The following is a 25,902-nucleotide window of genomic DNA, read 5'->3' on the forward strand; positions in this document are numbered from 1 at the left end:
GGAAACTGTTGCTGCTTAGTGCCTGTTCTGACAGGTCGGCAACCGTGAAGCCTTGTTCCCGGAATTGCTGGAGCTGGTGGGCTTCGTGTTGCAGGCCGCGTTGCTGGAGGACACCACTGAGTTCATCGGCGGGGTCGGGTTCAGGGGGGTATTGTATAGGTTTTGGGCAAGGTGGGATGTGATGGGCCTCACTGCGTGAACGGGCTGCTACAGGTTCGCTGGACGCTCATCCCGCCGAAGGCGGGACAAGCCTTGCGCATCCCTGGCCTCTGCCGCGCTCCGCTTGGGGTTAGGCGACCGTTGCCTCACTGGTATTCCATTCAATGCTGATGGGATTCCGTCTTTTATGCGGGAAGATGGATAGTGACCAAGGATACTTTTGGTTCTCAAAATGCCAGACCCGGATTTCTTCTGGCATGTGGTTCTGGTTGAACTCGGCTCCCAAACGCATCACGAATGATGCTTGTGCAGATATGGTCACATCCAGCCGGTTAATTTGTGGGTGCTGGGGACGGATAGTCTGGTTATAAAACTCACGGAATTCCCTGCACAACCGCTGCTGTTCATACGCACTGAACAAATTACCCAATCCAACCCTATCAAGCGAAACCAGATAACAAGCTTCGCAGTTGGTTTGTTCTAGGAATTCCTCAGTATTTACTGGTATAGAACATTGCAGGATGATGCCAACCTGCTGGGCATTCCCGCTACTTTTGACACATTCGATGTGAAAACGCTTACCGCCATCGGTATGGTCTTCCGTATTAATCCATGCCCTTTTATCCCTGTTCCAGCAGTAAAAAATGGCATTGGTTCGATTGGTGAGGTAGTAGCCAATCGCTGCCAGAAGCGGAACATGGGCAATTGCCCCAACTGCCAACTTCATATCGGGATTGGAGCGTCCTGATTGCTCAAGGAATTCACGGACACCTTTCAGTTTTTCCGTAATGGCCTCACGCCAATCATCAATATTCAGAGGTTCTGCGATGAACGAACCCCGAAGATCCGAGAAATGACCATCTCCAACACTGCCTCTTGAGTTTTCAAGCAAGTGACTACGGAGGTGTGACGCATCTGCTTTGGGTAATGACTGTATTTCTAGCGGTGTAAGTTTGGATGTTGTCGCTTTCTTGAAGTGAAGAACGATTCCAGAACCAATTAGAGCCAAAGCGGGAGCTATGACATACCATTCAAGGCCACCTGCCTCCAGACTGGCACTAATATCGCCGTAGGCAGTATGGAGTGAGCCGGTAATGGTTGCCCGGATCAGTAGGTTCAAACACATGCCACCGGCAAGTAGCTTGATTCCGGCTCCTATCAATTTTCCACCAGAGAGGTTTTTCTGGTAATTGATGTAACGGTCAATCAGACTAAGGATGGTATCTTTCATGGCGTCCCCCCCGTTCCACAAGTTGATCAAAGCGAAGCTCATTGTCGTGATACCCACCACCATGCCATTCGCCAGAAGCAAGCCAGTGTTCAAAGTAGTAAAGCCATAAGGTTGCCCACGGGACAATGCTGGTTGCAAGCAACATATCCCTATTCCATTCCGGTATTTCCCCCTTATTTTTGCCTGGCCAGAACAAGCAGATTTCTGTCTCATCCGATTTTTGTGAGAAGGTGTGTGGTATACGTTCACCTCCCGCAAGCTGATTAAGATCAGGCGCGTAAACGAACGTATGAGGGAACTGTTCACGTTTGTATTGGATGCCAACCAGATAAGTTCGGCTAAACACGGTTGGTTGCAACTCTCCTTGCCAGTGCAAGCCAAGATCATGGTCGCAGACAGTACCCTGCCCTGTTGGAAAATGTTGTTGTAATGCCCCTAGCTGCTGCTGGATCGTCGGTGGTGGTGGAATGTAAGGGCAAATCATGGATGGCGGCCCCAAAAGTTATTGGGACGCACTGTCGCATGGGCAGCGGTTGATAACCCAGCACCTCCAGCGAGCAGTAGACCACCAGAACCAACCCGGATGTTACGGTTAACTCTCTGTTGACTGACATTTAGGCGGATTGCATTGGCAGCATCGTTAACTGGTCGTTCTCCGAATAGTGTCTTGAGCTGTTTCTGGAATTCGTCCTCCCCATACACTTCTGCCAATCTGTTAAGGTTGGACAGGAGATCACGATGCCATGTGAAGAATGCTTCCGCGTAACGCTGCCCTGAGCTAGGTTTGTTCCACTTCTCGGCAAAATTTTCCCCCTGTACTGTAGGATTGTCTACATGATAACCGTCAGCCCCACTTGTTATGAAAGATGGCATCTTCTCAATCACGTTTAGCAGAAAATCCAGTTCCGAGTTGTAGGAGAACTTTTCCTGTGTACAAAAAGTGTAGGAGTGCATCAAGAGTGTCGTAAGAAGCACTGAGATCGGTTTGTACTCAGCTAACCTTTTTCCTTGGTCGCTCATAGCCCATACATCACGGTTACGTTTTGCCAGTTGGGTGATCTGTTGTAGTGGCGTTTTTAGTTTGTTTTCGTCAGGCAAACTTTCAACCTGACTCATGGTTATTGAGTCAAAAGTCTCCCTAAATACAGCGGTATAACGAGGCTGCCGTTTTGAGGCTTCTTCAAATATGTTTGCCATCCCTTTGGGGTTGGAAGATTTCCACTCTTCATCACGGTCAGGAACCAGAACCGGATGCCCATACGGTGGGTGGGTGTGGTAATCAATTGCAGGGGTAATGTCCAGATGGTAGTCACCTGCATAATTGATACGAAATCCTCGTTTCAGCTCCTTGAGCAGTTGTTTGTAAGTTTCATGCTCGTTCAGTCGATCCTTGATGACCTGCAATACGACTTTCCGGCTGATGCCTTGATATGCCTTTGGCAGGTGGATTATCAGGTCAACATCGAATTCATCCTGCCCTATTGGCTTAACGGTGGTACGGAGCCGGATACTGCCTTGTGGGTAGATAGCTGCCCCTTTCAGTAAGTAATGCGTTCCTTCTGCCAGCCAGTTACCGACGGCATGATAACAGGTTTCAATACGTTGTCGTTGGGTCTGGGTCAGTTCCAGTGAATGGCAGATACGAACCATCCAGCCGACAAGTTCAATCTTGAATTGGGGTTGTTGCTCGTGGAGCGTTTTGGGTTTGTGCATGGGTGTTGGCCCTGTTTGGTGATAAATCAAAAAAGCCCTCAATCAATATGTAGTGTTTATTGTCATCAATAAGTTCAATATATTGTTATTTTCGGGTATTGGAAAGCCCAATACCCGTCTTTAGCTATTTAGCCTTCCCGCTACCATTCTTCGTTGGATCTACGAGGATGTAACCTTGTCCACCCTGAGGGGTTGGGGGCATTGGTTCTCCGCGTGTCACTGTGCGCTCCTTTCCGGTTCTTCCACCACGGGAGCCTACAATCTCATATTGGCCAGAAGCTGGTGCCTTTTCGCCGGGACGATATTTCTGTGTCATGATTTCTCCAAGTTCACTATAACGATACATGAAGTAGTTTATTGAGAATTTTTTGTTTGTCAACAGTGAAAGTCCTAAAAGTTCTGCTATAATGAACTTCCATGGCAGGAGGAGTGATGAATGATGTTCAGTAAAAAACTACAAGAAGCTCGTAAGGCCAAAGGATTGACCTTGGAAGAACTTGCGTCAGAAGTAGGTTCAACAAAGAGCTACATCTGGGCACTTGAAAATAAAGATAACCCCAATCCCTCTATGAAGCTGGTCAATGATTTGGCAAAAGCACTGGATGTTACGGTAGAATATTTGGTTGACAAACAACCAAATAATGAAGATCAAGTGTTCTTCAGGGAATATGTTGATCTGAAACCAGAAACCAAACAGCAGATACGTAGCATTCTCAAGGCTCTCAAACAGCGATGACAGAACTACCCCCAGCCAAGAAATATGCAATCGGATTATTCAAAGCGTGGTCTTCAGGATTGAGTATGGATGATTGTTTGCCCGTTGACTGTAAGGCCCTTGCGGAAGGGTTGGGCATCAAGGTTGAAGGATTTGATATAGAAGATGACTTTCAAGGAATGTTGTCAATTGAGGGGGACTTTAAAGCAATTCTATATAACTCGTGTATCCGTGAGGAAGGACGAATAAATTTTACTATCGCCCATGAACTGGGTCATTACAGCTTACATCGTGATCGGAAAGAACTTAAGTGCTCGCTCGATGACCTGGAGAATATGGGTAACTTACAACCCCATTCTAAAAATATTGAACGTGAGGCGAATGTCTTTGCGTCATATTTACTGATGCCAGGTCAGGATGTGCGGCAGCAGATCAAGGATAATGCGATTGATATTGCATTGATGAAAAGGTTGTCAGGTAGGTATCAGACTAGTGTGACGGCGACTGCTTGCCGGGTTGCATATCTTGCGAATCAGCCTATTGCGATAATTGTCGTTTCTTATGATGGCAGGGTGAAGTGGTCATGGAGGAACCAACTCTTCGCGGAAATATTCATTGAGAGGGGGGTTAAGCCAGAGGGTTTATATTTAACCGATCAAGATTCTCAAGAGCCAGTCTTATCAAAAGTATGGCTCCCATCCGAGAAACTTTATCTGTGGGAACTTACCCAGTCGATGATGCTAATGCCAACATATGGGCAGGCTCTCATCGTGTTGGGTGGCCAAAGAGTTTATTAAAGTTGTCTATATCTCTTAGCGTACTGCGTGAACTGGCTGCTACAGGTTCGCTGTACGCTCATCCCGCCGAAGGCGGGACAAGCCTTTGCGCATCCCTGGCCTCTGCCGCGCTCCGCTTGGGGAGGAACTTCCCGTCTATGGCTGTTTATTTAAACGATGTGACCTGTATACTCTCGGATTTATTCTAGTTTGTCGTACATATTGAGTGTTTCATGTCAGAAGAAATAAATAATCCCGATGTTCAGGACGAAGAAGCTCTCGCTGTTGAAGACGGCATGTTGCTGGACTACCTCAGCAATGAGCCGCTCAAGGACACCCCCAAGGAGCAGGTTCGCCAGCGCCTAATCCGTGCTTTTTTTCACGAATACGGTATTGATGTCAACGACATGGCGCTGGATGTAGCCATCAAGGTCGATGGCAAGCGCAAGAAAATCGACATTGCCATTTTTGAGCATGGCAAGCAGCATGAGTTGGAAAATATTCGCCGGATCGTGATGTGTGACAAGGAGCCGAAACAGGGCAGGAAGTCGACCATCAAGATGCGTGACCACGCTCAGGCCAAGAAAGATCTGGAACTCATGCAGGACATTATGCGTGAAGAGGCGTTAAGCCAGTGCCGGTTTGGTTTGTGGACGAACGGGATTGAGTTCTTCTTTCTGGAGCGTGCAGAGACCCGCTTTGACGTTAATTTCAAGGCGGTCGGTGATTGGCCCATGGCTGATGAGACGCTGGGTAGCCGTGATGTGGCTTCCCATGCGCAGATGCGCCGTGCTGACCCGGAAATGTTGCAGATTGCCTTCCGCCGTTGCCACAACTTCATTCACGGCAATGAGGGGATGCCGAAGGATGCGGCATTCTGGCAGTTCCTGTATCTGATCTTTGCCAAGATGTACGACGAACGCCCCGGCAACAAACAGCGTGAATTCTGGGCTTCACCGACCGAACAGTTTGAGGTGAATGGGCGTAAGGCGATTCGGACGCGGATTGAACCTCTGTTCAAAAAGGTCAAACAGCAGTACAGCACAATTTTTCGTGGCAATGAAGAAATCACCCTGTCAGATCGTGCGCTGGCCTTCATGGTGTCGGAATTGGCGAAGTATGATTTTTCGCGCACCGATATGGATGCCAAGGGTGCAGCCTATCAGGAGATTGTGGGCAATAATCTGCGTGGCGACCGGGGACAATATTTTACCCCGCGTGGTGCGATTCGTTTAATGGTGGAGATGATTGACCCACAAATTGGCGAGAAAGTGCTGGATCCTTCCTGTGGCACGGGCGGCTTTCTGGTGGAAACCCTCAGCCATATCAATAAGGATTTGCGTGAAAAGGAAAACATTGCCTTACGCAATGAGACCACTGCGCAATTTCTATCTGTCCGTGAGCGTTTGGCGGATTATGCGCAAACACGCTTGTTTGGTGCTGATTTCGACCCGTTCCTGTGCCGTGCTTCGCAGATGAATGTGGTGATGGCAAGTAATGCAGCGGCGAATATTTTTCACATGAACTCGCTGGAGTTTCCACACGGGCATCTGGATGGTGTTAAGGGTGCTGATGCACATATCAAACTGGGAACAGTGGATGTGATCCTCACCAACCCGCCGTTTGGTTCAGATATTCCCATCACCGACCCGCAAATCCTCAATCAGTATGAATTGGCGAGGCACTGGGAGCGTACTACTACGGGCTTTCGTGACAGAGGCACACGCAAGGATGCAGTTTCACCGGAAATTCTGTTCATTGAGCGCACCATCAAATGGCTGAAGCCGGGTGGGCGCATGGGCATTGTTTTGCCCGATGGTATTTTGGGTAATCCCGGTGATGAATACATCCGCTGGTGGATCATGCGTCATTGCTGGGTGTTGGCTTCGGTTGATTTGCCAGTTGAATCCTTTATTGTCGAAGCCAATGTCAACATCCTCACCAGCCTGCTGTTCCTGAAAAAGAAAACCCAGACTGAAATTGATGCCGCTGACCTGAATGGTGAACCGGAGTATTCCGTATTCATGGCAGTGGCGGAAAAGGTTGGCTTTGACCGACGTGGCAATACGCTCTACAAGCGTCGCCCCGACGGTGAAGAAATTATTGAGGAAGTGGAAGAAGTCGAACGTATCCGCATTGGTGGTGAGAATGTGGAGCGTACCCTACGGAGGCGGAAAAAGATTCTGGATGATGATTTGCCACAGATTGCCAAAGCATTCAAGGTGTTTCGTGAGAAACATACGGAGCCGGGGGCATGAAAACCAAAGCCATCCCCAGCCAATGGCTGATCAAGAATGGGCATCGCATGGATTGCAACCCCTACATGGGTGGTGCTGTCGAAGCACGCGCAATCCTCGAAAAACTCGCCTGCCAAAAACAACCGCTCGCCGACTTAACTACCGGAATTTACCACGCTGGACGTGAAGGTCGGAAATGGGTTGAGACAGAAGAATTCGGCGTGCCGTTTCTGGGTAGTACTGATATTCTGAAATCAGACCTCTCACATTTACCTTTTATTTCCAAGCAGCAGGTGGCGAATAATCCCGCCTTTACTATTCATAAAGGCTGGACGCTGATTACTCGTTCAGGAACTATCGGACGGATGGCTTATGCACGACCTGATATGGATGGCATGGCTTGTTCTGAACACGTGATGCGGGTTGTGCCTAATACCAATGAAATTCCTTCCGGTTATCTCTATGCCTACCTGAACAGCAAATTTGGCGTGCCGATTGTGGTTTCGGGTACTTACGGTTCCATCATCCAGTCGATAGAACCGCAGCATATCGCTGCCCTCCCTGTCCCCCGGCTTGGAGATACGATTGAAGGAGCAATTCACCGCTTGGTGGAAGAAGCAGCAGAACTTTGGGGGGATTATCAAGTAAAACTAAATCAAGCTACCAGCATCCTCTTCAGATCAGCAGGTTTACAAGACATTCAAGCTGAAAATTGGCACGCTCAAGGAGCGGATTTGGGTTTTACCACAAAATTGACAAGCCAAAGAAGCCTTCGTGCATTGAATTTTAACAGCCGCTATTTGGGGTTTGTTGATAAAATAAAGTTAACTAGACATAGAACTTTAGGTGACATTTGCTCTACTGGACTATTGTCTAGAGGCGGGCGATTTAAACGGGTCGATGCAGATTCAGAACATGGAATATTATTGCTTGGACAAAAACAAGCATTCTGGTCTTTTCCAATAGGACGATGGATTGCGCCTCAATATGCAAAAGATGAAATCGAAGTATCTGATGAAACTATTCTAATAGCCTCACAAGGAACTTTGGGGGAGAAAGAGGTATTTTGTCGCCCCATTCTAGCAACAGGTGATTGGTTGACATATGGATTCTCTGAGCATTTTCTACGGGTTGCTCCAAGTGATCCAAATATCTCTGGTGCTTATTTGTTTGCCTTTTTGAGATCTGAAATGGTGTTCAGATGTTTACGCTCAATGAGTGTAGGGAGTAAACAACAAGATATTCATACCGGGCTGCTTAGTGAGTTTCCTGTGCCAATTATTTCTGATACCCAAAAAGATAAGGTTGAAGATTTAGTCCGGGACGCTTATGTCGCCAAAGATTTAGCAAGCAGAAACGAATTGAAAGCTATTGGTTTAGTGGAGCAGGCGATTGAGCAGGCGGCGCAAGTGAAGCATTAAGGGCGGAGCCAGCCGTCGGGGTTGGCGCACAGGATTCAGGGGCAATAGGAGGACAACGCATGGCTCAGGTCATCGCCATCGGGCAACCCGCCAACGAGGAAGAACGCAAAGCCATCGCTTGGCTACGCAACCACCTGCCCGACGATTATTACGTCGTGCATAACTTCGAGGTCGAGCAATTCGGCGAACCCTTCGAGGTGGACGTGTGCATCATCACCCCGCACGCCCTGTATGTGGTCGATGTCAAAGGCGTACATGGGCGCGTCGATGTCAACGGTAACGACTGGCAGCCCGCCAACCGCGCACCCTACAAATCCCCCCTGCCCAAACTGCGCGGCAACGCCAAAGCCCTCTCTGGTCAGATTACCCGCCAGAACCCCCGCAACCATGACCTGAAAAATATCTACGTCGATGCTGCTGTGCTGCTCTCGGTCGAAGACTGCGACTTCCACGACCCTGATAACCGCGAACGCGGGCAAGTGATCCATCTCAAAGACAGTACCCGCTTTTTCACCGATGCCAGCCGCATCCCGCAGCGTTTCACCACCAATGTACTGCGTTATTACAAAATCATTTCCGAAGCACTGGGTGAGTCGGTCAAAAAACCGCAACACGGCTTGCGCCTCGGTAACTGGGAAATGGCGGAAACCCTGCAAGTCAAGGAAAGCTTCAAGGAATACCGGGGCTTCAACCCGGCACTGGGGCTAAAGGCCGGAACCGTGCGGGTACGCGCCTATCAAGCTGACCCCTATCAAGCACAAGAACAACGCGAAAAACAGGTTCGCCTGTTACAAAACGCCTACCGCGCCCTGTACAAACTGCCTGCCCACAGCGCCATCGTCAACGCCAAGGATTTCTTCACCACCGAAACGGCGGATCAATTCATCCTGATCACTGAAGACATCCCCAGCGAAACGCTGGCAAACCACATCCATGACCCCAAACTTGCACTGACACTGGATCAGAAAAAACGGGTAGTACGCGACATCCTCGGTGCACTCGCCCATTGCCACCAACATGAAGTGGTACACCGCAACCTCAACCCACAAAACATCCTGATGGGGCTGGATGGGCAACCACGCCTGACCGATTTCGATTACGCCAAAATTGGCAAAGAACAAACCACCACCATTGCCGACCAAATCCAGCAACGTCTCGAAAGCCGTTACAAAGCCCCGGAATTATGGGCAGATGACAACGCTGCCAGCCCGACCTCGGATGTGTACAGTTTTGCACTGGTCATTTATGAGCTGTTTACGGGGCAGGAAGCGTTTGTCAGTGCCACCCAAGCCATTGAACGCTCCGGTCAGTTTGCCAAGCCGGTCAGCCAGTTCAATAGCCAGTTGCCCGCCGGGTTCGATACCTGGCTGGATCAACTCAAACTGACGGATGTGTTGCAACGCCTCAGTGCCAATGCGGCACGTGTCGCCTTTGATGCCTTGTGGCAACCGCAGCAGGCTGCCGTAGCCATGGTGAAAGCACCCAAGGTTGACGTGCGACCACCTGACATCAATTACCAGCGTCTGCCCAGCGGTTTCCTGCTGGCGGGCAAGTTCATGGTGCAAAAGCCCTTGGGCAAGCCGGGCGGGTTTGGCATTGTTTATAAGGCCATCGACACATTGGGGGATGTTCCCCGCGCCATCAAACTGATCTTGCAGGATCGTGAGTCGGTACTGGAGCGGCTCAAACAGGAATACCGCACCCTGTTGAAACTGCCCGAACACCCCTATGTGGTGCGGGTGTTTGATGCCAGCGTGCTGCCCAATGATGGCCCGCCTTATATCGTTTTCGAGTATCTGGAAGGGCACGATGTCAGCGAACTGATGCAAGCCAACTCCCTGACGCTGCATGAAGTCTGGCAAATGGGTAAGCAGGTGGCGGAAGGCTTGGAGCACCTGCATGAGAACAATGTCTACCACTGCGACATTAAGCCGCAAAACCTGATCTGGCAAAACGGCAAGGTCAAGATCATCGACTTCAATGTCTCGGTGGAGGCGCAAGACCTGTCACATGGCGGCGGTTCACAAAAATACCTGCCCCCCGATCTGGATGTGATCAACCCGCCACAGACCACTGATTTGATCGACCGTGATCTGTATGCGCTAGGTATTACCCTCTACCGAGCGATTACCGGCGAATACCCATGGGCAAATGCGCAAGTGCCGCCGCCTAATCAGACTGCCCGCAATCCGAATGAATTTGCCTGCTGTGTGGATTTGCATGACAGCGTGAGCGCAGTCTTGCTGAAGTTGATTGCACCGAAACGGGCAGACCGCTTTGCAAGTGCCGATATGCTGCTGGCGGCACTCAACAAGATTAGCCAGTTGCGCAAACCCTTGCCCAAGGCTGATGAAAGCACCTCGCAATTCCACCTGCCGCCGTTGGCAGATGGCAGTTTGCCAGGTCAGTCAGCTTTCCATGATTATCTGCTGACCCTGTACAGCCAGAGCCGTCATTCCAATAGTGGTACTCGTGGGCTGGATGATTATGCCCGCCTGATTTACGTCGATACCCGTCTGGATACCCAACTGATGCCGACCGTATTGGCGGGAGCCTTGCGGCTGGTGATCATTACCGGCAATGCAGGCGACGGTAAAACAGCGTTCCTGCAACAACTGGAGGCGGAAGTACAAAGCCGGGGTGTCAAAGTCCGCCTGAATCCCGAAGGTAACGGTTGTCACTTTGAGCTGGATGGGCAGCGGTTTGTCAGCAATTACGATGGCAGTCAGGATGAAGGCGGCAAAACCAATGAACAGGTGTTACTGGATTTCCTGCAACCCTATACCGGGGTGGATGCCAGCCAATGGCCGCAACACGAAACCCGCCTGATTGCCATCAATGAAGGGCGTTTGGTGGACTTCCTGTCAGCACATCGGGCTGACTTCGCTTGTTTGCAGCAAGTGATTGAACAAGGGCTACAGCAGGGAAAGGTACAGTTGCAGGTAGCGGTGGTTAACCTGAATCTGCGCAATGTGCTGACAGGTGAGGCAGGCGAATCCATTTTTGAGCGTTTGTTACTGCGCATGGTCGACCATAAGGTGTGGCAAGGTTGTGACCATTGCGGGATTCGCGACAAATGTTACGTGCGCTTTAATGTCGCCACTTTTCAGGATCAACAGGTGGGTAACAAGGTCGTTCAACGCCTAAAGCACCTGTATGAACTGGCGCATCTGCGTAACCAACTACATATCACCCTGCGTGACCTGCGCTCTGCACTCGCCTACATGTTAGTGGGTGAATACAGTTGTGCGGAGATTCGTGATCTCTACCAGCGTGGTGATACCGGCAAAATCCTGCAAGGCTATTACTTCAATGCCTGGCGCGGCAAGGATGACAATCAGGATCGTCTGTTGCACCTGCTACAGGATGTGGATGTGGCGTTTGGCAGTAGTGCCAGACTGGATAGGGGTCTGGATTTTCTCGGTATCCGTGCAGTTGACTGGTTGTCGTTTGAAAACCGTGGAACCTATGACGAGGAGTTGCTGAATCGGCGGCACACCGCCCTGCCCAGCGATACACGTCTGAGCAACCGTGCGGAACGTTACCGTGAGCATCAGCATTTTGTCGGAATGCTGCGCCGTAAAGCGTGGTTTGAAGCGCGTGGTGAGGAACAGCGGCAGGATTTGTCGGTTTATCGTTCGGCAAAAGACTTACTCAGCCTGTTGCGTGGTACGACTGATCTGGATCAGGCCAAACAGCGCATGATTCATGCCATGAACCGGGGTGAGGGTTTATACGACCCGGATCGTTTTCAGGGTCAGTTGGCTATGCAGGTGAGGCGTGTTGACAAGGGAACCATCCGTAGTTTCCGTCTGTTTCCCGCTGATGTGTTCAGTATGAAAGTGCTGGATGCAGCGATGCAGGCCACTTACGTCGAACATGAACCCTCCAGCCTAGTACTCGAATATACAGGGCATGGTGGGATGCAGGCGACCCTCTCGCTCGATCTGGATTTGTTCGAGATGTTGCAGCGTTTGTATGAGGGCTATGTGCCGGGCGTGGAAGAATTACAGGGTTACTACCTGAGCTTGACCGTATTCAAACATGTACTCGCTTCTGCACCTTATCAGGAAGTGCTGTTGACCACCGATGGGCGACGCTATCAGAAAATCAGCCGCAGTGAGGCTGGCAGTTTGTCGCTGGCTACGTCGGAAGAGGTGTCTGTATGAAATTAAGCGCCAAAGATAAAGCTTTCCGCACCAACAAGGTTAGCTACATGGATTTCAAGCTGATTGAAATGGATCGGGTGCTGACTAATCTGTTTGCCCGCCTGAAGCACAGTGGTGCGGGCAGCCGTCTGAAGGCCAAGCCCATGGCGGTTGAGATGTATGTTGAGGAATTTACTGACCCCAAAAATCAGCAACAATTCCAGCATTTTGCCCAGCATCAGGATACGGTGAAGCGTTGGGTGGAAACGCATCTGGTCGATATGGTCAATCGGGGCAAGGCGAATGAGGTGGTGGCCTCCCCACGCCCTTTGCATGGCAATACCTACCTTTTCCGTAACCCCAAGCATTGCCGTGACTATGGTGTCTCCCAACAGATTTATGAACTGCTTTATTACGCTGACAAAGGCCATTCAGCCATCGAACAACTAAAACAGTTCTTTTTTGCTGGGGTAGATCCTAATACCGGTAAGTATGATGGTCAGATTGAGGTCGATGTTGAGACGCAAGCACTATTACGCTTATCCGACCAAGTGTCTTCGGATGCCGCAGAAACAGGCGACTTACAAGACCGGGTTGAGCCGTTGTGTCTGGCTGCTGCCAATATACTGGCCGACGACATTATTCGTTTACTGGTTTACAAGCATTACATCCCCCGCACGGTGATGGTGGATTACATCAAAACCCTGTTGGCGTTTCATCTGGCACTTTACCAGCTTCGGATCATCAAATTGCTGCCTGCTTTGGTGAAAAGCAAGGGGCATCAGGCAGATGATGAAGCCAAGTGCCGAATCGGTCTGTTTGTTGATGTCACTCAGGGGCAAAATGCCATGACCGGGCAGTTAGCTGAAGCCAGCGCACGTCTGCATTTCCGTCGTTTGCCTGAATTCATCAAGTCATATTTTGCGGTAAAGAAGCTGGAAGAGTTCGCCGAATACTTATCTAAAAAGGGCAGGCTTTCCGGTTCACTGTCAGTCAAAAAAATGCCAGTGACAGCATTGCTGCGCCTGCTGGAGTCACCCTTGCAGCAGGAGCGGCAATTGTTTTTCGGTCAACGCAATAGTGCCTTGCTGGATGGTTCTGTCTCGGCAGCGAAAGATCAGGAGAGTATTCCCCCGGAAATCCAGGCGCTTGCCAGCCTGGGTCTGGACGAGTTTTCCACCTATAACGAAATTCTGTTGTATGTACAGGGGAACACCATCCGTTCGGGAGCCGTCAAGAATCTGGATAGCTTGATGCTGAAAAACAAACCGGGTGCCTTGTTAACTCAACCACAAGGCACTCAAGCACCCCGCCGCTTCGTGCTGGATAGCCGTTTGTTGGAAGTCCTGTTGCAATTGGCGGTATTGCAGCCCGGCGGTGTACAAGGTTTTCATACGACACAATTACGCATTGATGAGTTGCTTGATTGGCTGCAAGCACGTTACGGCTTACATATTGATCGCTTGCCAGAAGATGATGACATCGCGGATGAAACCATCAATACCCGCAAGGCGTTGCGGGACAATACTTTGGGCTTTAAAAAGCGCTTGCGGGAAATCGGTTTTTACCATGATTTATCGGATGCCTACATTACGCAAACGGTTTCACCACGCTATGTCATTGAGGAGGCAGTGGGCGCATGATTAAAGGTATTCAAGCTGTACGCCAAGCCGATTTGCAAAAAGTGCTGCTGAATGCGCTGCTGCCTGTGCTGAAAAGTTTGCTGGAGTCACGTGGCGCGGGTCACTGTATGCGGGTAGCTGATCTGGATGAGGCGTTGATGGATGCCTTGTGCCTGCAACTGCGCCAACAGGTGCCTGATAGTCAGGTATATGTACTGGGTGGGCAACAGCCCCATACGGACGGCATCCATGTTTCCAGCACCAAACTGGTTGAATACCGCAATCCTGATGAACAGGGGCATTTACGCCCTCCCTTATTGGTGTTCGTGCCGAACCAACTAAAGACATCTTCCGAGGATTCTTTTGGTGTTGCTACCTTTGAGCAGGTCGATGTAACCGATACTTATCAATTAGCAGCGAGTCAATTACAGGCAGCCATGCCCGCAAAACTTCATGGGCAATTGCAGGAAATACACTATTTGCTGACAGGTCAGGCAGGCAAAGTTCTGTCAGACTATCAATGGTGCCGGTATTTGCTACTGATTAGTCAGCATGATTGCGATGCCAGTATTTTAGGAGCAGGTCTCTATGAACTGGGCTTGATACCCGATTTCGGCCTGCACCAACAAGAAGCCGATGTCGCCCGGCGCTTGGCCAGTAATACCCGCATGGTAGACCTGATTGCCACCTCTGAACGTTCAGCAGTTGCGACTGTTTATGACTTACAGCTTGAAGGTGAAAACTTCAAAAAGCGTCTGGCCAACTACCTGAATGAACAGGGCACGCTACGCACTGAGCCATGGGTGAGAAACATTGTTCTGGATAGCAATAACTGGGACTTGAGTTTTGACAAATGGTGCTTCCGGGATCAGCAGGATGCTGCGGATAGTGTATGCATCACCGTCACCGACATCGGTTTGCCAACCATTCCAGAAAATGAAACCAATCCCCTTTATCAACCATTGATAGGGCAAAAGGTGTTAACGGTTGGTCAGGGTGGCTTGAAAAATTTCGGTGTCTCGTTTTCTCTTGATCCCAATCCCCAGGATGTGAGGGGGTTGGCAACGTTCAAGGCGCAGGTATTTACCCGCCAAGGCGACTTTATCGGGTTACTCAAGGTAGCAAAGGCCAGTAAGCGTAGCTCCGTCACGATCAATTTCAATAAATTGACAGGAATGGACTGGCAGGAAGGCTGGCATTATGTACGTGTACAGGCATTTGATGCAGGCGATGAGTTGCTTCCCTTGGTCGATACCGAAGGCAATATATTGCCATGGGGAACCTCACATGAAGATGAAGTGGGCAATCGGCCCAATGAGAGTGAGCTGTTTTATGTTATTCCAGCAAATGAGGTCGATGTTGAGCCTGTTCAAAGCCGTTTACCCAAAGAGGAGTCGCTGGGTCATGCCCGCCTAAAGCTGCAATTGGCTAACTTACTGGAGTCCGGTCAACTGGTTCAGCCAGAAATCAAGTCACTGGAATGGAGTGAGGGCAATGGTAGACAGGAAACCGCATTAACCATCCAGTTTAAACAATGGGGCGGCGTGCAAGTGAGTGTTTCTGAAATCTTGCGGGATTTTGAACGGCGCATTATTGCAGACCCTATGGCTAGTCTGACCTGGCGACTGGACATCAGGCTGGGTGAAGCAGAGAGTAGTCCACTACCTGAAAATGACGAATGGCCTTTGCAGGATCATGACACGTTCGCAGCATTTGCTGCTGCCCGTCAGGCTTATTTAGGGCGGGTTGGCCAGGGAGAGGCCGCGCTGATTTCGGTGGCGCATGACTTTCTGGGTAGTACCCTCGAAGCTAAAGTATACGCCGACACTTATACTCGCTATCTCTCGGTGGTCTACCAGTTTGCAGAAAACGCCCATGAACCGGCTTATTTACAAAAACTCAAGGCACTACTGCGTCTGGACAGTCTGACCCTGCACATCCGCGAGGCGGGTGGTTCGGTACGGCAGGGTATCGTGTTGGGGCCAACCCATCCATTACGGGTGTTATGGAATACCGGGTGGGTGCAAGTTGGAGATGCTTGGCTGAAACAGGCGGAAAGTGCCTCCCGGACACTGATTCCCGGTTTACGTAATGGCTTGTTCAATGAGTTGAGCTTGATCAACTTCCCCTATGTGATCCCTGACGATGCAGGACAGTTATTGATAGCGCTGGATAATATCCATGCCTATTGGACATTGTATGGAGCCTCGCAAGAGAGAGAGCCGCAAGCACTCATTGATACGGTAACAACTGCATTGGGTTTGTCTACGAACACTCAACAGAAGCTGCAAAGTGGTCAGTATCTGGCCAGCAAGGTTGAGCGTTATTTGCTTAAACACCCCTATATTCAGACACTTACCCTGAATGTATTCAATGCAGGTCGGGCGACGGTGATTAGGGACATGCTGCTGGCCTTGCAGAAAAAAGCAGATTTGCGGCATTTGCGTTATGAAATACGCTTATTTGTGGTCGATCCCTACATGGTAGAGGTGGGAGCCGATTTATTGGCGTTGCTGGATCGTGATAATGAACAGGCGGCCACCGATTCTGTTGCTTTCAATCGCTCCAATGACAGCCATTTGCGGGCCAAACTGAGCCTGGCTGTACGTGCCGTGGATGACTTTCAACAGGGTTCTGATAAATTTCCGGCTCATCTCAGTTTGTTGTTTGATGTATTCCCGGCAGAAGAAATCGCGGTCATTACTCAGGCAGCCGATGAGCGTATCGCACCTGTACACGGGCTTTATCAGGATTATTGTGTTGATTACCGCGATGATAACGGGTTGGTGGCGTGGGAGCGTTACACCCGTCATGGTCATGCCAAGCCATTGTACGGTGGTGAGTTGACCGAAATGCTTTCACAATTGCCGCAAATGATGGCATCCATGAGTGCCGCCATTGCGACCGGATACTTTGCCAATGAGCAGGTTCCCGTTGTGCGTCTGGCGCTGGATGCTGAAGAACGAGCCTTATTAAACCAGTTACATGAAATCAGTGACTGGGTGTTTACCATTGACCGGAATCTGGGCATTGAATTCTTTGACCATGACAATCAGGATAACCGCCCGGATTACCTGATTGACCATAGCCCTGAAATGGCGGCTAATAACGGTCATCAGTTCGTGATTACCTCTCGCTCAACAACGGAAATTGAGGCGTTATTGGGTGATACACTGGCGCACCAACACATTGCAACATCGCCTCAACGCGCTACCCGCATACTGAATGCGTTACGGGCACTTTCAGGCCGGTTGGCGTTGAAGTTGGTATCCAGTCAGACATCCCAGAAAGAAGCACTTGGCTTGGCTTTGGCAAAGCTTTATCTGGACTATCAAGGTGTATTCCATAATCAGATTATCGTGCCGCTGGATGCGCATCTGGAACTGTATCAGGAGCTGAGTCAAACAGCCGATGAAATGGGGGATGCCATGAGTCTTAAGCGTACCGACCTGGCTTTGTTTGATTTTGATGCGTCGAATAAAACCTTACGTTGTAATCTGGTTGAAGTGAAGTGTTATACCGAGGTAGGAAGCCTTGCTGCTTACGGGACACTGAAAGAATCCATTGCAGCACAGATTTCACAATCCGAGAGGGTCTTACAGAACCATTTTGACCCACATCGTACTACACCTGATCGTCCTGACCGCTTGATCCGCACCCAAAAGCTTTGTGTCTTGCTGGAGCATTATCTCAAACGCGCCAACCGTTTTGGGCTGCTGGAGCCGGATGTGTTTGATGAGGCCAAATACCTGTTGCGTACTCTGGAAAGTGGCTATCGTTTAACGGTCTCCCGCAGTGCTTTGATTTTTGACTTTGGGCAGAACGGACGCGATGTTGAAAATGAGGCGGGCATTGAATATCACCGGATTGGACGACAATACATTGATGAATTATTGGATGCGGAACTAACACAGGAAAAAGCAGATAGTGAGGTGACAGAAAACAGTCTGAGCATGGCAAACCTCACACTGCCTAAACTGGGTGATGCCAGCTTCCTTGCCAAACAACGTGACCGTACCGTGTCATGGGATAGTATTGTTCGGCAGGCTTGGGTTGCGCCCCAGCAACATACGGTAGATCCATTGCCTGAACCTGAACCCGTTGTCGCCAATATTTCCGACCCAACACCATCAGTAACGCTTGAAAAGGTGCTGGAACCAACAGCCGTTCAAGAGGAAATCATACCGACTCCGACCATCAGAGGGGAAACCGCGCAAGATAAGACTTTGGTTACGGTTAACGCTGTGCCACACGACATTGTGCTGGGTGTGACAGGTGATTCCGCCCAATATGGATTGATTGGTGAAGTCGCAGGACGTAAAGTTGCCCTGGATTTGAATCATACCCACACGATCAGCCTGTTTGGGGTACAGGGTGGTGGCAAGAGCTATACCTTGGGAACGGTGGTCGAGATGGCAACCATGTCCATTCCCGGCATTAGTGCTTTGCAGAAAGAACTGGCTTCCGTCATTTTTCATTACAGTGCCACACAGGACTATAAGCCTGAGTTTACCTCCATGATCGCGCCCAATGATGATGCCAAACAGCTTGCCAAATTGAAATCCGTTTACGGTGCTGAACCGCAAGCTTTAAATGATGTGGTGCTACTGACACCCATCGACAAACTGGATGAACGCCAAAGCGAATACCCTGGGATTAATGTTTATCCATTGCAGTTTTGTTCAGCGGAACTACAAGCCAGCCACTGGAAGTTTTTGATGGGGGCTGTTGGCAATCAGGCCGCTTATATCAGACAAATTGGCAATATCATGCGCCAGAGCCGTAACAATCTGACGCTGGAAAACATTCGGCAAGGTATTGCAAGCTCCCGCTTGACTGACGCAATGAAAGATCTCGCCAATATGCGACTTGATTTTGCTGAACAATATATTGATGACGATAGCAGCATCAGTAACTTGATTCAGCCCGGTAGAATGATCATCGTTGATCTTCGTGACGAATTTTTGGAAAAGGATGAAGCACTTGGCCTGTTTGTGGTGTTATTGCAATTATTCGCCGAAGCCAAGTATCAAGGTGAAACATTCAACAAGCTGATTGTCTTTGACGAATGCCACAAGTACATTGACAGCCCGGATTTGGTAAAAGGTTTGGTTGAGACAGTCCGTGAAATGCGCCACAAAGGCACCAGTGTCATGATTGCCAGTCAGGATCCTCCTTCGGTTCCCGTTGAACTCATCGAGTTATCATCACAAATTATTTTGCACAAGTTTAACTCCCCTGCTTGGTTGAAACACATCCAGAAAGCCAACACGGCACTGGATAGCTTGACGCCGGAAAAGCTGGCAAACCTGCAACCGGGTGAAGCCTATATCTGGTCGAGTAAGGCATCGGATAATGCTTTCTCAAAAGAGGCGTTGAAAGTGCAGTGTAGGCCACGTGTGACTAAACATGGCGGGGATACACTCACTGCGATTGGTTGAAATCTAAGCTCCTTGTGAAACATCACCTGAATACGCTGTGAGTACATAGGTTTCACATGAAAAACTCCCCTGCCCCATCATCCTGGTACAAATACCTTGGGGTTTGGGGCAACGCCCCAAGAGAGCTGGACTCAGGGGCTTCCCCTGCGGGTCGGGCTGCTCCGGGTTTCGCTTGCGCTGCATCCCCGCAAGCGGGGACAAGCCCTGCACATCCCTAAGCCATGTTCACCTGCTCCAGCGATTGCTGCTATAGTCGACACATCCCGTTGACGAGTCAGCTCCCCAACTATGCACTCCTACACTACCGATCCCGACAACCCTCCCAGAATCATGGACTGGTAGTTACAAAAGAAGAAGTTTTACATGTGAAACTTTTCGTGTGTTCTTCAGGTTCTTTCGTTCTACCTTGTCCCTTACAGACCAATCAGTGACATTCTGTGAACTTTCTGATCAGTGGAGCTACAAATCTAATGCTTCGGTTGTTAGTATTCGTATACCCTACCTGCTGCCTACAATTAACTAATGGAAAGTTTAGTCTCTATGTTTGAACACCTAAGCAAGCCATTAGTGCTAGCTAGTGTTGCTCTGCTATTGTTAGCTGGCTTGATCAAGCTGTTCAATCTATCGAAACTTAGTAGTAATGCTACTGAACGTCTTATGAGCTGGGGCATAATTTTTTGCTTTGTACTAAGTCTTCTGATCATGGTGTTTGCATTCATCGAGAGCTATCAGCAGGTTGAGAGCAATGCAACTCCAGTAGCAGCGGGTGGTGTGAGTCAAGCCACATCAGGAGATTGCAGTCCAACAGTCAACACTGCCGGAAGTGTAGTTATTAATTGCGGTATTTATACGGGTAATCGGCAAGTTCCACCAAGAGACCCGACTCCTCCACCCGATAAGTACATCGGGGGACGTATTGTTGTTCTAGGAGAAAGTAAATTATCTCTTGAATCATTGGGCAATGGTCTGCCAAAGGTGAATATTCAATTATTAGAGAGATGGGCAACTGAGAAAGCCCAGATTAATGGAAAAGGAAATTTCCAGTTTCGTCGTGTGGATGAAGGATTTCCAGAAGGATATGTTGGTGAGAAGGTTCACTACAAAGCCGTATACGAGGATGGGCAACGAACATTGTACGACACGGGAGTAATCCAGCTTTGGAACAAAGACAAAACAATTGAGTTTGAATAAAGGTAACATAAGTATATGAAAATTTTTAAAAAAACAATTGCTCTTGGTTTTCTGTCGCTTGTTCTTTTTTCTCCTATTTGCTCTGCTGAGTTGTTGAGGGGGAATGCGGTTCTAATTACCGAGAACGGTGAAGAAATTCCTGCAACAAATATCAGGAAAATTTCCATCCACAATACTGATATTGAGATTCGACAGGAAGATATAGCTAATAATGGTGACTTTACTATTGACTTGACGAACAAAGGCTTGTTAGAGGGAGATAAAATCAGATTTTTGGTTGAGTGTGATGGATGGTCTATCTATGCCCCAGTAGATGCAGAGATGTACATCCCCAGTGATCTTGAACATGAGGTCATCAGTATCAAACTTATTGCCAACCGCTCAGAGGTTAATGTGGGTAACTATTCTGCGCAGTTCTCGGCCAAGGATATTTTTGTGATCCAAGGAACTCGGAACCATTTCGTGCAGGTTTTTGCTACCGAGAGCATTGATAAGGCAGTACAAATTCAAAGTCTTTTGGCTGAAAAAGGATTCTACAATGCTAGCTATTCAATCGCTTACTATACTGGCGATCGCAGGGGGCTTGACTCTTACTATAAGGTAGTTGTCGGACCATATGAGACAAAAGATGCAGCCACTAAAGCTAGAAATGTCATAAAGAATTACGACATGTTTAAGAAAAGCTACGTGGTTCCATGGGTGAATTAGCATACTCGGCATCTGTGAAGTCTTATTTTTTTACAGATAGCCTACTTCCTATCATTATTTCTTTGTTGATCGTATTTTGTTCAAAATGTGGAGTTGAGAATGGATAATGTGACACCTTGGGTTGAGCATCTAAGGAACCCGCTGGTACTGGTTGGCTTTACTTTGTTCATGATAGCCGGACTGATAAAGGGATTCAAGACCGAGAAGTTAAGTGGTAAGGCAACGGTGGGGTTGTTTCATAAAGGGTTGAATTTTATGCTCATCTTGGGCGTATTGGTAGTAATTCTAGGCTTTGTAAATAGCTACCTACAAATCCAAGCTGATATTTCCGCCAAGAATCCTCATTCTGAAGTGACTCAAAGTACTTCTGGTGGTAGAAGCCCGGCAATCAATGCATCTGGTGATGTTAACCTTAATTATGGAAACAGCCCATTATCCCAACAAAAACAGGTTGCTCCCTCTTCTATACATGAATCTCCCCCAGCCAATGTGCAACAGCAAACGCAAGGGGAGAAAAGCCCAGCAATTAATTCATCTGGTGATGTCAATGTTCAATACTGAGTCTTTGAATGCTTAGTCTTAAACGCTAATTTTATGAGAGTCCTTTCTATCTTGAAATGGACTCTATATGTTGGTGATATAAGTTAAGAGCGTCGTATTATTCAAGAAGTAGCATCGCCAAATTCCATCACGGTTTTACATGTAAAACTCCCAGCCCCTTGCCATCTCCCCTCCCCTCGCCTACACTCGTTGATAACAACTGAACGGGACACCTATCCCATCTTAAGGCGGACAATCCGCCGCTTTCTTGAGCGGTTTTTTTATGTCCACAATCCGGCTTTCCGGGTGTGCGTGGCATACAAGACCGCCAATGGCGGAAATAAGCGCGTCGCGTCCTTAAGAGCGATAGGTTCACCCGGTATTCTTGTTACCTAAACCTAAAAACTTAAGGAGAGCTGCGTATGTCAGAAACGCTGCCTGTCTATGCCCTGCCGTCAGGCATGGGGCAGTTGCCGCATTCCGCCTTGTTGGAATGGCCCGGCCTCACGGCTGAACAAATTGCCGTGTATGTGCAGATTGCCCGTGAACTGGGCTTTTGCCTCAATACCCTCCCCCCTACCCTTACCCCACGTCAAACGGCTGTTGTGCTGGATGTGTCCGAAGGCACGTTGGAGCAATGGCGTTGTGTGTCTGCGGAGTTGCGTCCCAATTGCCCAGTGTTGCCATTCCAGAAAACGGGAAGGTCGGTGCGTTACCCTGTTTGGGAAGTGGCGAAGTTTATCCGCCTGCATACCTTTGTGCGTTCCGGTCAACGGCTGGAGGGGGTGTGTGCATGAATTCATTAGTCACTATTCTGGATGCCGCCCTTGCTGCCGATCTGGGCAAACGCCAATGGGCAGTGTTTGCTGCTGTACTGCGCCAGACTTTGGGCTACCGCAAGGTATCTGATGATCTGTCATCCGGGCGGCTGGCACAGTTGACAGGCATACAGCGCAACCATATCTGGCAGGCCAAGCAGGAGCTGGTAGATAAGGGGCTGCTGGTCAGTGCGCCGGGGAAGTTTGGGGAGGTACTGGGGTTTGCAGTTTTACATGAAAAACTTGTCGGTGGTTTTTCTGCTTATCCCTCCCCTACCCCTGTTCATGCTACAGATTCCGGCTATGCAGTGCAGCAATCTGCTACAAATTCCGGGGAGGTATCTCAGGGATTTGTTACGGTATCCGTATCTGCTACAGATTCCGGCGTGGGGGATGGGGGAAGCAGGGAAGTTTTACATGAAAAACTTTCATCCCCCTGCCCTGCCCCGTCCTCCGCCCGGTTGGTGGCTGTTCAGCCTGATTTGGGCGTGCCTGCGTCCCAATTTAGGCCGGAAACCGTCCCAAAACAGGACATATCACTAAGTAACCATACACAAAGCAACCATAACAACAGTAAACCTGCCCTGCCCTCACACCCAAGCCCTCCTTCAGTGGGTGGTATGGGTGTGGATGAAGATGCGTTGTTTGGGGCAGGTGTTGGGGTATCTGCTACAGATTCCGGGTTGAGCCGCCCGTCTATTTCCTCTTGCCGTTCATCTGCTACAGATTCCGGGTGTGCCGGATTGCCTGCTTTGGCGGGGGAACTGGAGTGGCCTGCGGGTCTGGATGCGGGAATGCGTCAGGATATGGCGGGGTTGTTGTGTGGCCTTGCGGTGCAGACGGCCCAATCCGTGCTGGATGTGCTGGCGATGGGGCTGGAGGCCGGGAAGGTACGTAAGCCCTTGGCTTACCTGCGGGTGTTGGTGCGTTCAGCCCACAACGGGGAACTTGTGGTTGCAGAGGCACAGGCATGGCGCGAAAAACGCTCGCGTGAACGTGCCGTACAGGTTCCAACATCGGTGTTTGAACGTGCCGGGGAATTGGCATGGATACAGCAGCTTGCCGATTTGCAGGGGCTTCCTGTGGACGTGGTGGCTTCCCAACTAGGGGTGAAGATGCGGCTACCACACCGGACAACAGTGGAGGCAGTTGGTGCGGCAGCCGCGAGTGATATGCCAGCCCCGCAGTGGAAACGGGACAGGCACAAAGAACCCCCGTCGGGCTACGGGGGAGTACGGAGTGTAAGCGCATGACTGAGACAAGTGCAATGCCCTCCCCTGCCCTCATGGTGAATGGGGCTGTCATGGATCAGGGCGGTCAATCTCCCATCCCGGTACGTGCCGTGCTGCGTTTCGTGCTGGGGCTTTGGGATGGTTTGGTCTGGCTGTTGTTGGTGGCTTTGCCCGGTGTGTGGCAGAGCCTGAACCTTGCCGGGTTTGCCCTGCACTTCTCCTACGTGCTGATTGGTCTGGTGATTCTGGGTGGTGTGTATTACGCCATTCGTGCCTGGGCTGACGGGCATCTGTTGTGGTTTAGTGCGGTGCTGTTCCTGTTGGGTACATGGATGTAACAAGGAGTTTGTAATGATTACATTGGAAAAACTGGATACCTTACGCGGTAAGCCGGAAGAACTGAAAGACATGAAATCTGTCCGCCAACTGGTGGATGACCTGACCAAAGCCAACTGGCTGTTATGGCTGGCTGGGGTTGCGGCCTTTCTCGCTTCTGCCATGTTTGTGGTGAAGTATTTTGTCGGCGGCGACCTGACCCCATCCGTCTGGACGGGTGAGCAATGGGCTAATGCGTGGCTGGGTTTGGGCATCACCTTGGTGGTGACATTCGGGCAAGGGCTGCTGTATGCCAGTGGCTACAAGGGACCTGCTGCGCTGGTGGCTGTCTGCATTGTGGTGTTCTTCGGGTTGTTTTCCGAGGTATCGCAATCCATGGAACGCGAAGATGCCACCGTGCGCCACCGTTCCGAGAACTCACCCGTGTTCCAGACGGCACTGGGCAGTATCGGCAAACTGACCGACAAAGCGGCAGCACCCTCCCCTGCCCAACAGGCATTGGCATCTGCCCAAGGGGAAGTGCATCGCTGGGAAGCCGAGCAGCAAAAGAAAGCCCGATGCCATACCTGTAGTGAATACAGTACCCGCACCATCGGAAGCCGTCTGGCAGAAGCCCAAGGGAGGGTAGCCGCAGCGCGTGAGCAGGTGGCGGCTTACCAGACCAGTAACGCCTCTGCCCTGTCCACTGCCATTGCCCAAGCCAAGGCGTTGGAATATGACGAGGACAAGCATTACGGCATGATCCGTTTGCTGAAACATATGTTCAGTGTGGAAGGCATCGTGGCATCTTTCTTGTTCTCGGTGGTGGTGATTGGTACGTTTGAGTACATCTTCCATTTCATTGGCACGTATGTCGGCAACCATCGCAAGGCACTGCAATTGCTGGGGCTGAATGCCGATGGTTCCCCGTTTGAACCAGCCCCCTCTTTACCTGCCCTACCCTCATCTGCCTTGGCCTCACCTACCCTACCTGTTGCCGCAGGTACGGGTGGTACAGGGCAAACGGCAGTGTCTGGCACGGGTGCGGGGACGGCAAGTGGTGCAGGTGTGCGTCCCCTACCCGGCATGATCCCTGCTGACCATTTTGCACGGGACTGGCTGCGCATGGATTACTCCACCACTAGCCCTACCTTCCCTATGCCCGGTTTTGCCCCGCCTGTTAACCCTCTTACCCCCGGTGCTTCCAGCCTGTCCAGCCTTACGGGTAAGGTGAAGAACCGGGATCAGGGTGGTCAGCGTACAGGTACGCCACACCCCGGTACGGCAGGTGCAAAACAGATAACGAGGGTGTAGAAAAACCCGAATCTGATCATCCCATCCAGATCGGGCAGTCATTTTTTTGAACATCCCAAACGACCGGGCGTTTTTTTCAGCGTTGCCGACTTCCTGCTTCCCCATAACGCCCTGAATGCCACCTGATACGCTCAATACGGTGCATTTTTGCGTGTTTGGCAGCATCATTTCCCCCTTCATGCGACATACCCGTAATGTGCCAGCTTTTCGAGGTTGTGCATCAGGCAAAACAGTTTCCATTGCCCGTCCACTTTGGCTTTGCTGCGCAAGGTGAAGCGGTGCAGGCGTTTGTTGCCGCGCAAGTTCCCAAACACGGGTTCG

18 protein-coding genes are annotated in these 25,902 nt (G+C 50.1%); 14 read left to right on the forward strand and 4 right to left on the reverse strand.

Annotation, left to right across the window (positions count from 1 at the left end; all coding sequences use genetic code 11):
• Positions 1-289: 289 nt before the first annotated feature.
• The 3 genes from Q394_RS0114715 to Q394_RS20600 are packed head-to-tail and all read right to left on the reverse strand — an operon-like array spanning position 290 to position 3,103.
• A complete protein-coding gene (locus Q394_RS0114715) occupies positions 290-1,390 on the reverse strand; it encodes an SAVED domain-containing protein (protein ID WP_169735905.1) in 1,101 nt (366 codons plus the stop codon).
• The gene (locus Q394_RS22615; RefSeq protein WP_169735906.1) at positions 1,371-1,874 is read right to left on the reverse strand and encodes a type II CBASS E2 protein; all 504 of its coding nucleotides are present in this window, start codon (positions 1,872-1,874) and stop codon (positions 1,371-1,373) included. Before Q394_RS22615 ends, Q394_RS0114715 begins: the two co-directional genes overlap by 20 nt.
• Positions 1,871-3,103 carry a nucleotidyltransferase domain-containing protein gene (locus Q394_RS20600; RefSeq protein ID WP_051543476.1) on the reverse strand — a complete coding sequence of 411 codons (1,233 nt, stop codon included), beginning with the start codon at positions 3,101-3,103 and terminating at the stop codon, positions 1,871-1,873. The genes Q394_RS22615 and Q394_RS20600 overlap by 4 nt, the downstream gene beginning before the upstream one ends.
• Before the next feature lie 436 nt (positions 3,104-3,539).
• Between Q394_RS20600 and Q394_RS0114735 the strand changes: the two genes are divergently transcribed.
• From Q394_RS0114735 to Q394_RS20610, 14 genes are all read left to right on the forward strand, one after another.
• On the forward strand, positions 3,540-3,839 hold the full coding sequence (locus Q394_RS0114735; protein ID WP_028489933.1) for a helix-turn-helix domain-containing protein: 300 nt from the start codon (positions 3,540-3,542) through the stop codon (positions 3,837-3,839).
• A complete protein-coding gene (locus tag Q394_RS21650) occupies positions 3,836-4,615 on the forward strand; it encodes an ImmA/IrrE family metallo-endopeptidase (protein WP_051543477.1) in 780 nt (259 codons plus the stop codon). The genes Q394_RS0114735 and Q394_RS21650 overlap by 4 nt, the downstream gene beginning before the upstream one ends.
• 212 nt (positions 4,616-4,827) lie before the next feature.
• The gene (gene mads2 / locus Q394_RS0114745) at positions 4,828-6,852 is read left to right on the forward strand and encodes a methylation-associated defense system DNA methyltransferase MAD2 (protein WP_028489934.1); all 2,025 of its coding nucleotides are present in this window, start codon (positions 4,828-4,830) and stop codon (positions 6,850-6,852) included.
• Positions 6,849-8,252 carry a methylation-associated defense system restriction endonuclease subunit S MAD5 gene (mads5, locus tag Q394_RS0114750; RefSeq protein ID WP_028489935.1) on the forward strand — a complete coding sequence of 468 codons (1,404 nt, stop codon included), beginning with the start codon at positions 6,849-6,851 and terminating at the stop codon, positions 8,250-8,252. Before mads2 ends, mads5 begins: the two co-directional genes overlap by 4 nt.
• 59 nt (positions 8,253-8,311) lie before the next feature.
• Entirely contained in the window at positions 8,312-12,421 is a 4,110-nt protein-coding gene (gene mads6 / locus Q394_RS0114755; protein ID WP_028489936.1) for a methylation-associated defense system protein kinase MAD6, read from the forward strand.
• A complete protein-coding gene (gene mads7, locus Q394_RS0114760) occupies positions 12,418-14,043 on the forward strand; it encodes a methylation-associated defense system protein MAD7 (RefSeq protein ID WP_028489937.1) in 1,626 nt (541 codons plus the stop codon). Before mads6 ends, mads7 begins: the two co-directional genes overlap by 4 nt.
• Positions 14,040-19,463: a methylation-associated defense system ATP-binding protein MAD8 gene (gene mads8 / locus Q394_RS0114765; protein ID WP_028489938.1), complete on the forward strand. Its 5,424-nt coding sequence runs from the start codon at positions 14,040-14,042 to the stop codon at positions 19,461-19,463. The genes mads7 and mads8 overlap by 4 nt, the downstream gene beginning before the upstream one ends.
• Positions 19,464-20,003: 540 nt before the next feature.
• Positions 20,004-20,654, forward strand: coding sequence for a hypothetical protein (locus Q394_RS0114770; RefSeq protein WP_028489939.1), 651 nt, complete (start codon positions 20,004-20,006; stop codon positions 20,652-20,654).
• 15 nt (positions 20,655-20,669) lie between these two features.
• Positions 20,670-21,362 (forward strand): SPOR domain-containing protein, encoded by a 693-nt coding sequence (locus tag Q394_RS0114775; RefSeq protein WP_028489940.1) that lies wholly within the window; start codon positions 20,670-20,672, stop codon positions 21,360-21,362.
• A 99-nt stretch (positions 21,363-21,461) separates the two neighbouring features.
• Positions 21,462-21,923 (forward strand): hypothetical protein, encoded by a 462-nt coding sequence (locus tag Q394_RS0114780; RefSeq protein WP_028489941.1) that lies wholly within the window; start codon positions 21,462-21,464, stop codon positions 21,921-21,923.
• Positions 21,924-22,324: 401 nt separating this feature from the next.
• Positions 22,325-22,699 carry a hypothetical protein gene (locus Q394_RS22620; RefSeq protein ID WP_028489942.1) on the forward strand — a complete coding sequence of 125 codons (375 nt, stop codon included), beginning with the start codon at positions 22,325-22,327 and terminating at the stop codon, positions 22,697-22,699.
• Positions 22,696-23,973: a replication protein gene (locus tag Q394_RS0114790; protein ID WP_028489943.1), complete on the forward strand. Its 1,278-nt coding sequence runs from the start codon at positions 22,696-22,698 to the stop codon at positions 23,971-23,973. The genes Q394_RS22620 and Q394_RS0114790 overlap by 4 nt, the downstream gene beginning before the upstream one ends.
• A complete protein-coding gene (locus Q394_RS0114795) occupies positions 23,970-24,290 on the forward strand; it encodes a hypothetical protein (RefSeq protein WP_028489944.1) in 321 nt (106 codons plus the stop codon). The genes Q394_RS0114790 and Q394_RS0114795 overlap by 4 nt, the downstream gene beginning before the upstream one ends.
• 13 nt (positions 24,291-24,303) lie before the next feature.
• Complete coding sequence (locus Q394_RS20610; RefSeq protein ID WP_051543478.1) at positions 24,304-25,581, forward strand: hypothetical protein; 1,278 nt, start codon at positions 24,304-24,306, stop codon at positions 25,579-25,581.
• 176 nt (positions 25,582-25,757) lie between these two features.
• Here Q394_RS20610 and Q394_RS23125 read toward each other — a convergent pair whose 3' ends face one another.
• The gene (locus Q394_RS23125) at positions 25,758-25,895 is read right to left on the reverse strand and encodes a transposase (protein WP_084260302.1); all 138 of its coding nucleotides are present in this window, start codon (positions 25,893-25,895) and stop codon (positions 25,758-25,760) included.
• Positions 25,896-25,902 lie beyond the last annotated feature (7 nt).

The organism is Thiothrix lacustris DSM 21227 (assembly GCF_000621325.1).
Lineage (GTDB): Bacteria > Pseudomonadota > Gammaproteobacteria > Thiotrichales > Thiotrichaceae > Thiothrix > Thiothrix lacustris.

Bases quoted from the DNA above. Each gene is read 5' to 3' on its own strand.
- mads7 (WP_028489937.1), top strand. From the start codon at position 12,418: ATGAAATTAAGCGCCAAAGATAAAGCTTTCCGCACCAACAAGGTTAGC.
- Q394_RS0114775 (WP_028489940.1), top strand. From the start codon at position 20,670: ATGAAAATTTTTAAAAAAACAATTGCTCTTGGTTTTCTGTCGCTTGTT.
- mads5 (WP_028489935.1), top strand. From the start codon at position 6,849: ATGAAAACCAAAGCCATCCCCAGCCAATGGCTGATCAAGAATGGGCAT.
- Q394_RS22620 (WP_028489942.1), top strand. From the start codon at position 22,325: ATGTCAGAAACGCTGCCTGTCTATGCCCTGCCGTCAGGCATGGGGCAG.
- mads8 (WP_028489938.1), top strand. From the start codon at position 14,040: ATGATTAAAGGTATTCAAGCTGTACGCCAAGCCGATTTGCAAAAAGTG.
- Q394_RS0114715 (WP_169735905.1), bottom strand. From the start codon at position 1,390: ATGAAAGATACCATCCTTAGTCTGATTGACCGTTACATCAATTACCAG.
- Q394_RS20600 (WP_051543476.1), bottom strand. From the start codon at position 3,103: ATGCACAAACCCAAAACGCTCCACGAGCAACAACCCCAATTCAAGATT.
- mads2 (WP_028489934.1), top strand. From the start codon at position 4,828: ATGTCAGAAGAAATAAATAATCCCGATGTTCAGGACGAAGAAGCTCTC.
- mads6 (WP_028489936.1), top strand. From the start codon at position 8,312: ATGGCTCAGGTCATCGCCATCGGGCAACCCGCCAACGAGGAAGAACGC.
- Q394_RS0114770 (WP_028489939.1), top strand. From the start codon at position 20,004: ATGTTTGAACACCTAAGCAAGCCATTAGTGCTAGCTAGTGTTGCTCTG.
- Q394_RS22615 (WP_169735906.1), bottom strand. From the start codon at position 1,874: ATGATTTGCCCTTACATTCCACCACCACCGACGATCCAGCAGCAGCTA.
- Q394_RS21650 (WP_051543477.1), top strand. From the start codon at position 3,836: ATGACAGAACTACCCCCAGCCAAGAAATATGCAATCGGATTATTCAAA.
- Q394_RS0114780 (WP_028489941.1), top strand. From the start codon at position 21,462: ATGGATAATGTGACACCTTGGGTTGAGCATCTAAGGAACCCGCTGGTA.
- Q394_RS20610 (WP_051543478.1), top strand. From the start codon at position 24,304: ATGATTACATTGGAAAAACTGGATACCTTACGCGGTAAGCCGGAAGAA.
- Q394_RS0114790 (WP_028489943.1), top strand. From the start codon at position 22,696: ATGAATTCATTAGTCACTATTCTGGATGCCGCCCTTGCTGCCGATCTG.
- Q394_RS0114735 (WP_028489933.1), top strand. From the start codon at position 3,540: ATGATGTTCAGTAAAAAACTACAAGAAGCTCGTAAGGCCAAAGGATTG.
- Q394_RS0114795 (WP_028489944.1), top strand. From the start codon at position 23,970: ATGACTGAGACAAGTGCAATGCCCTCCCCTGCCCTCATGGTGAATGGG.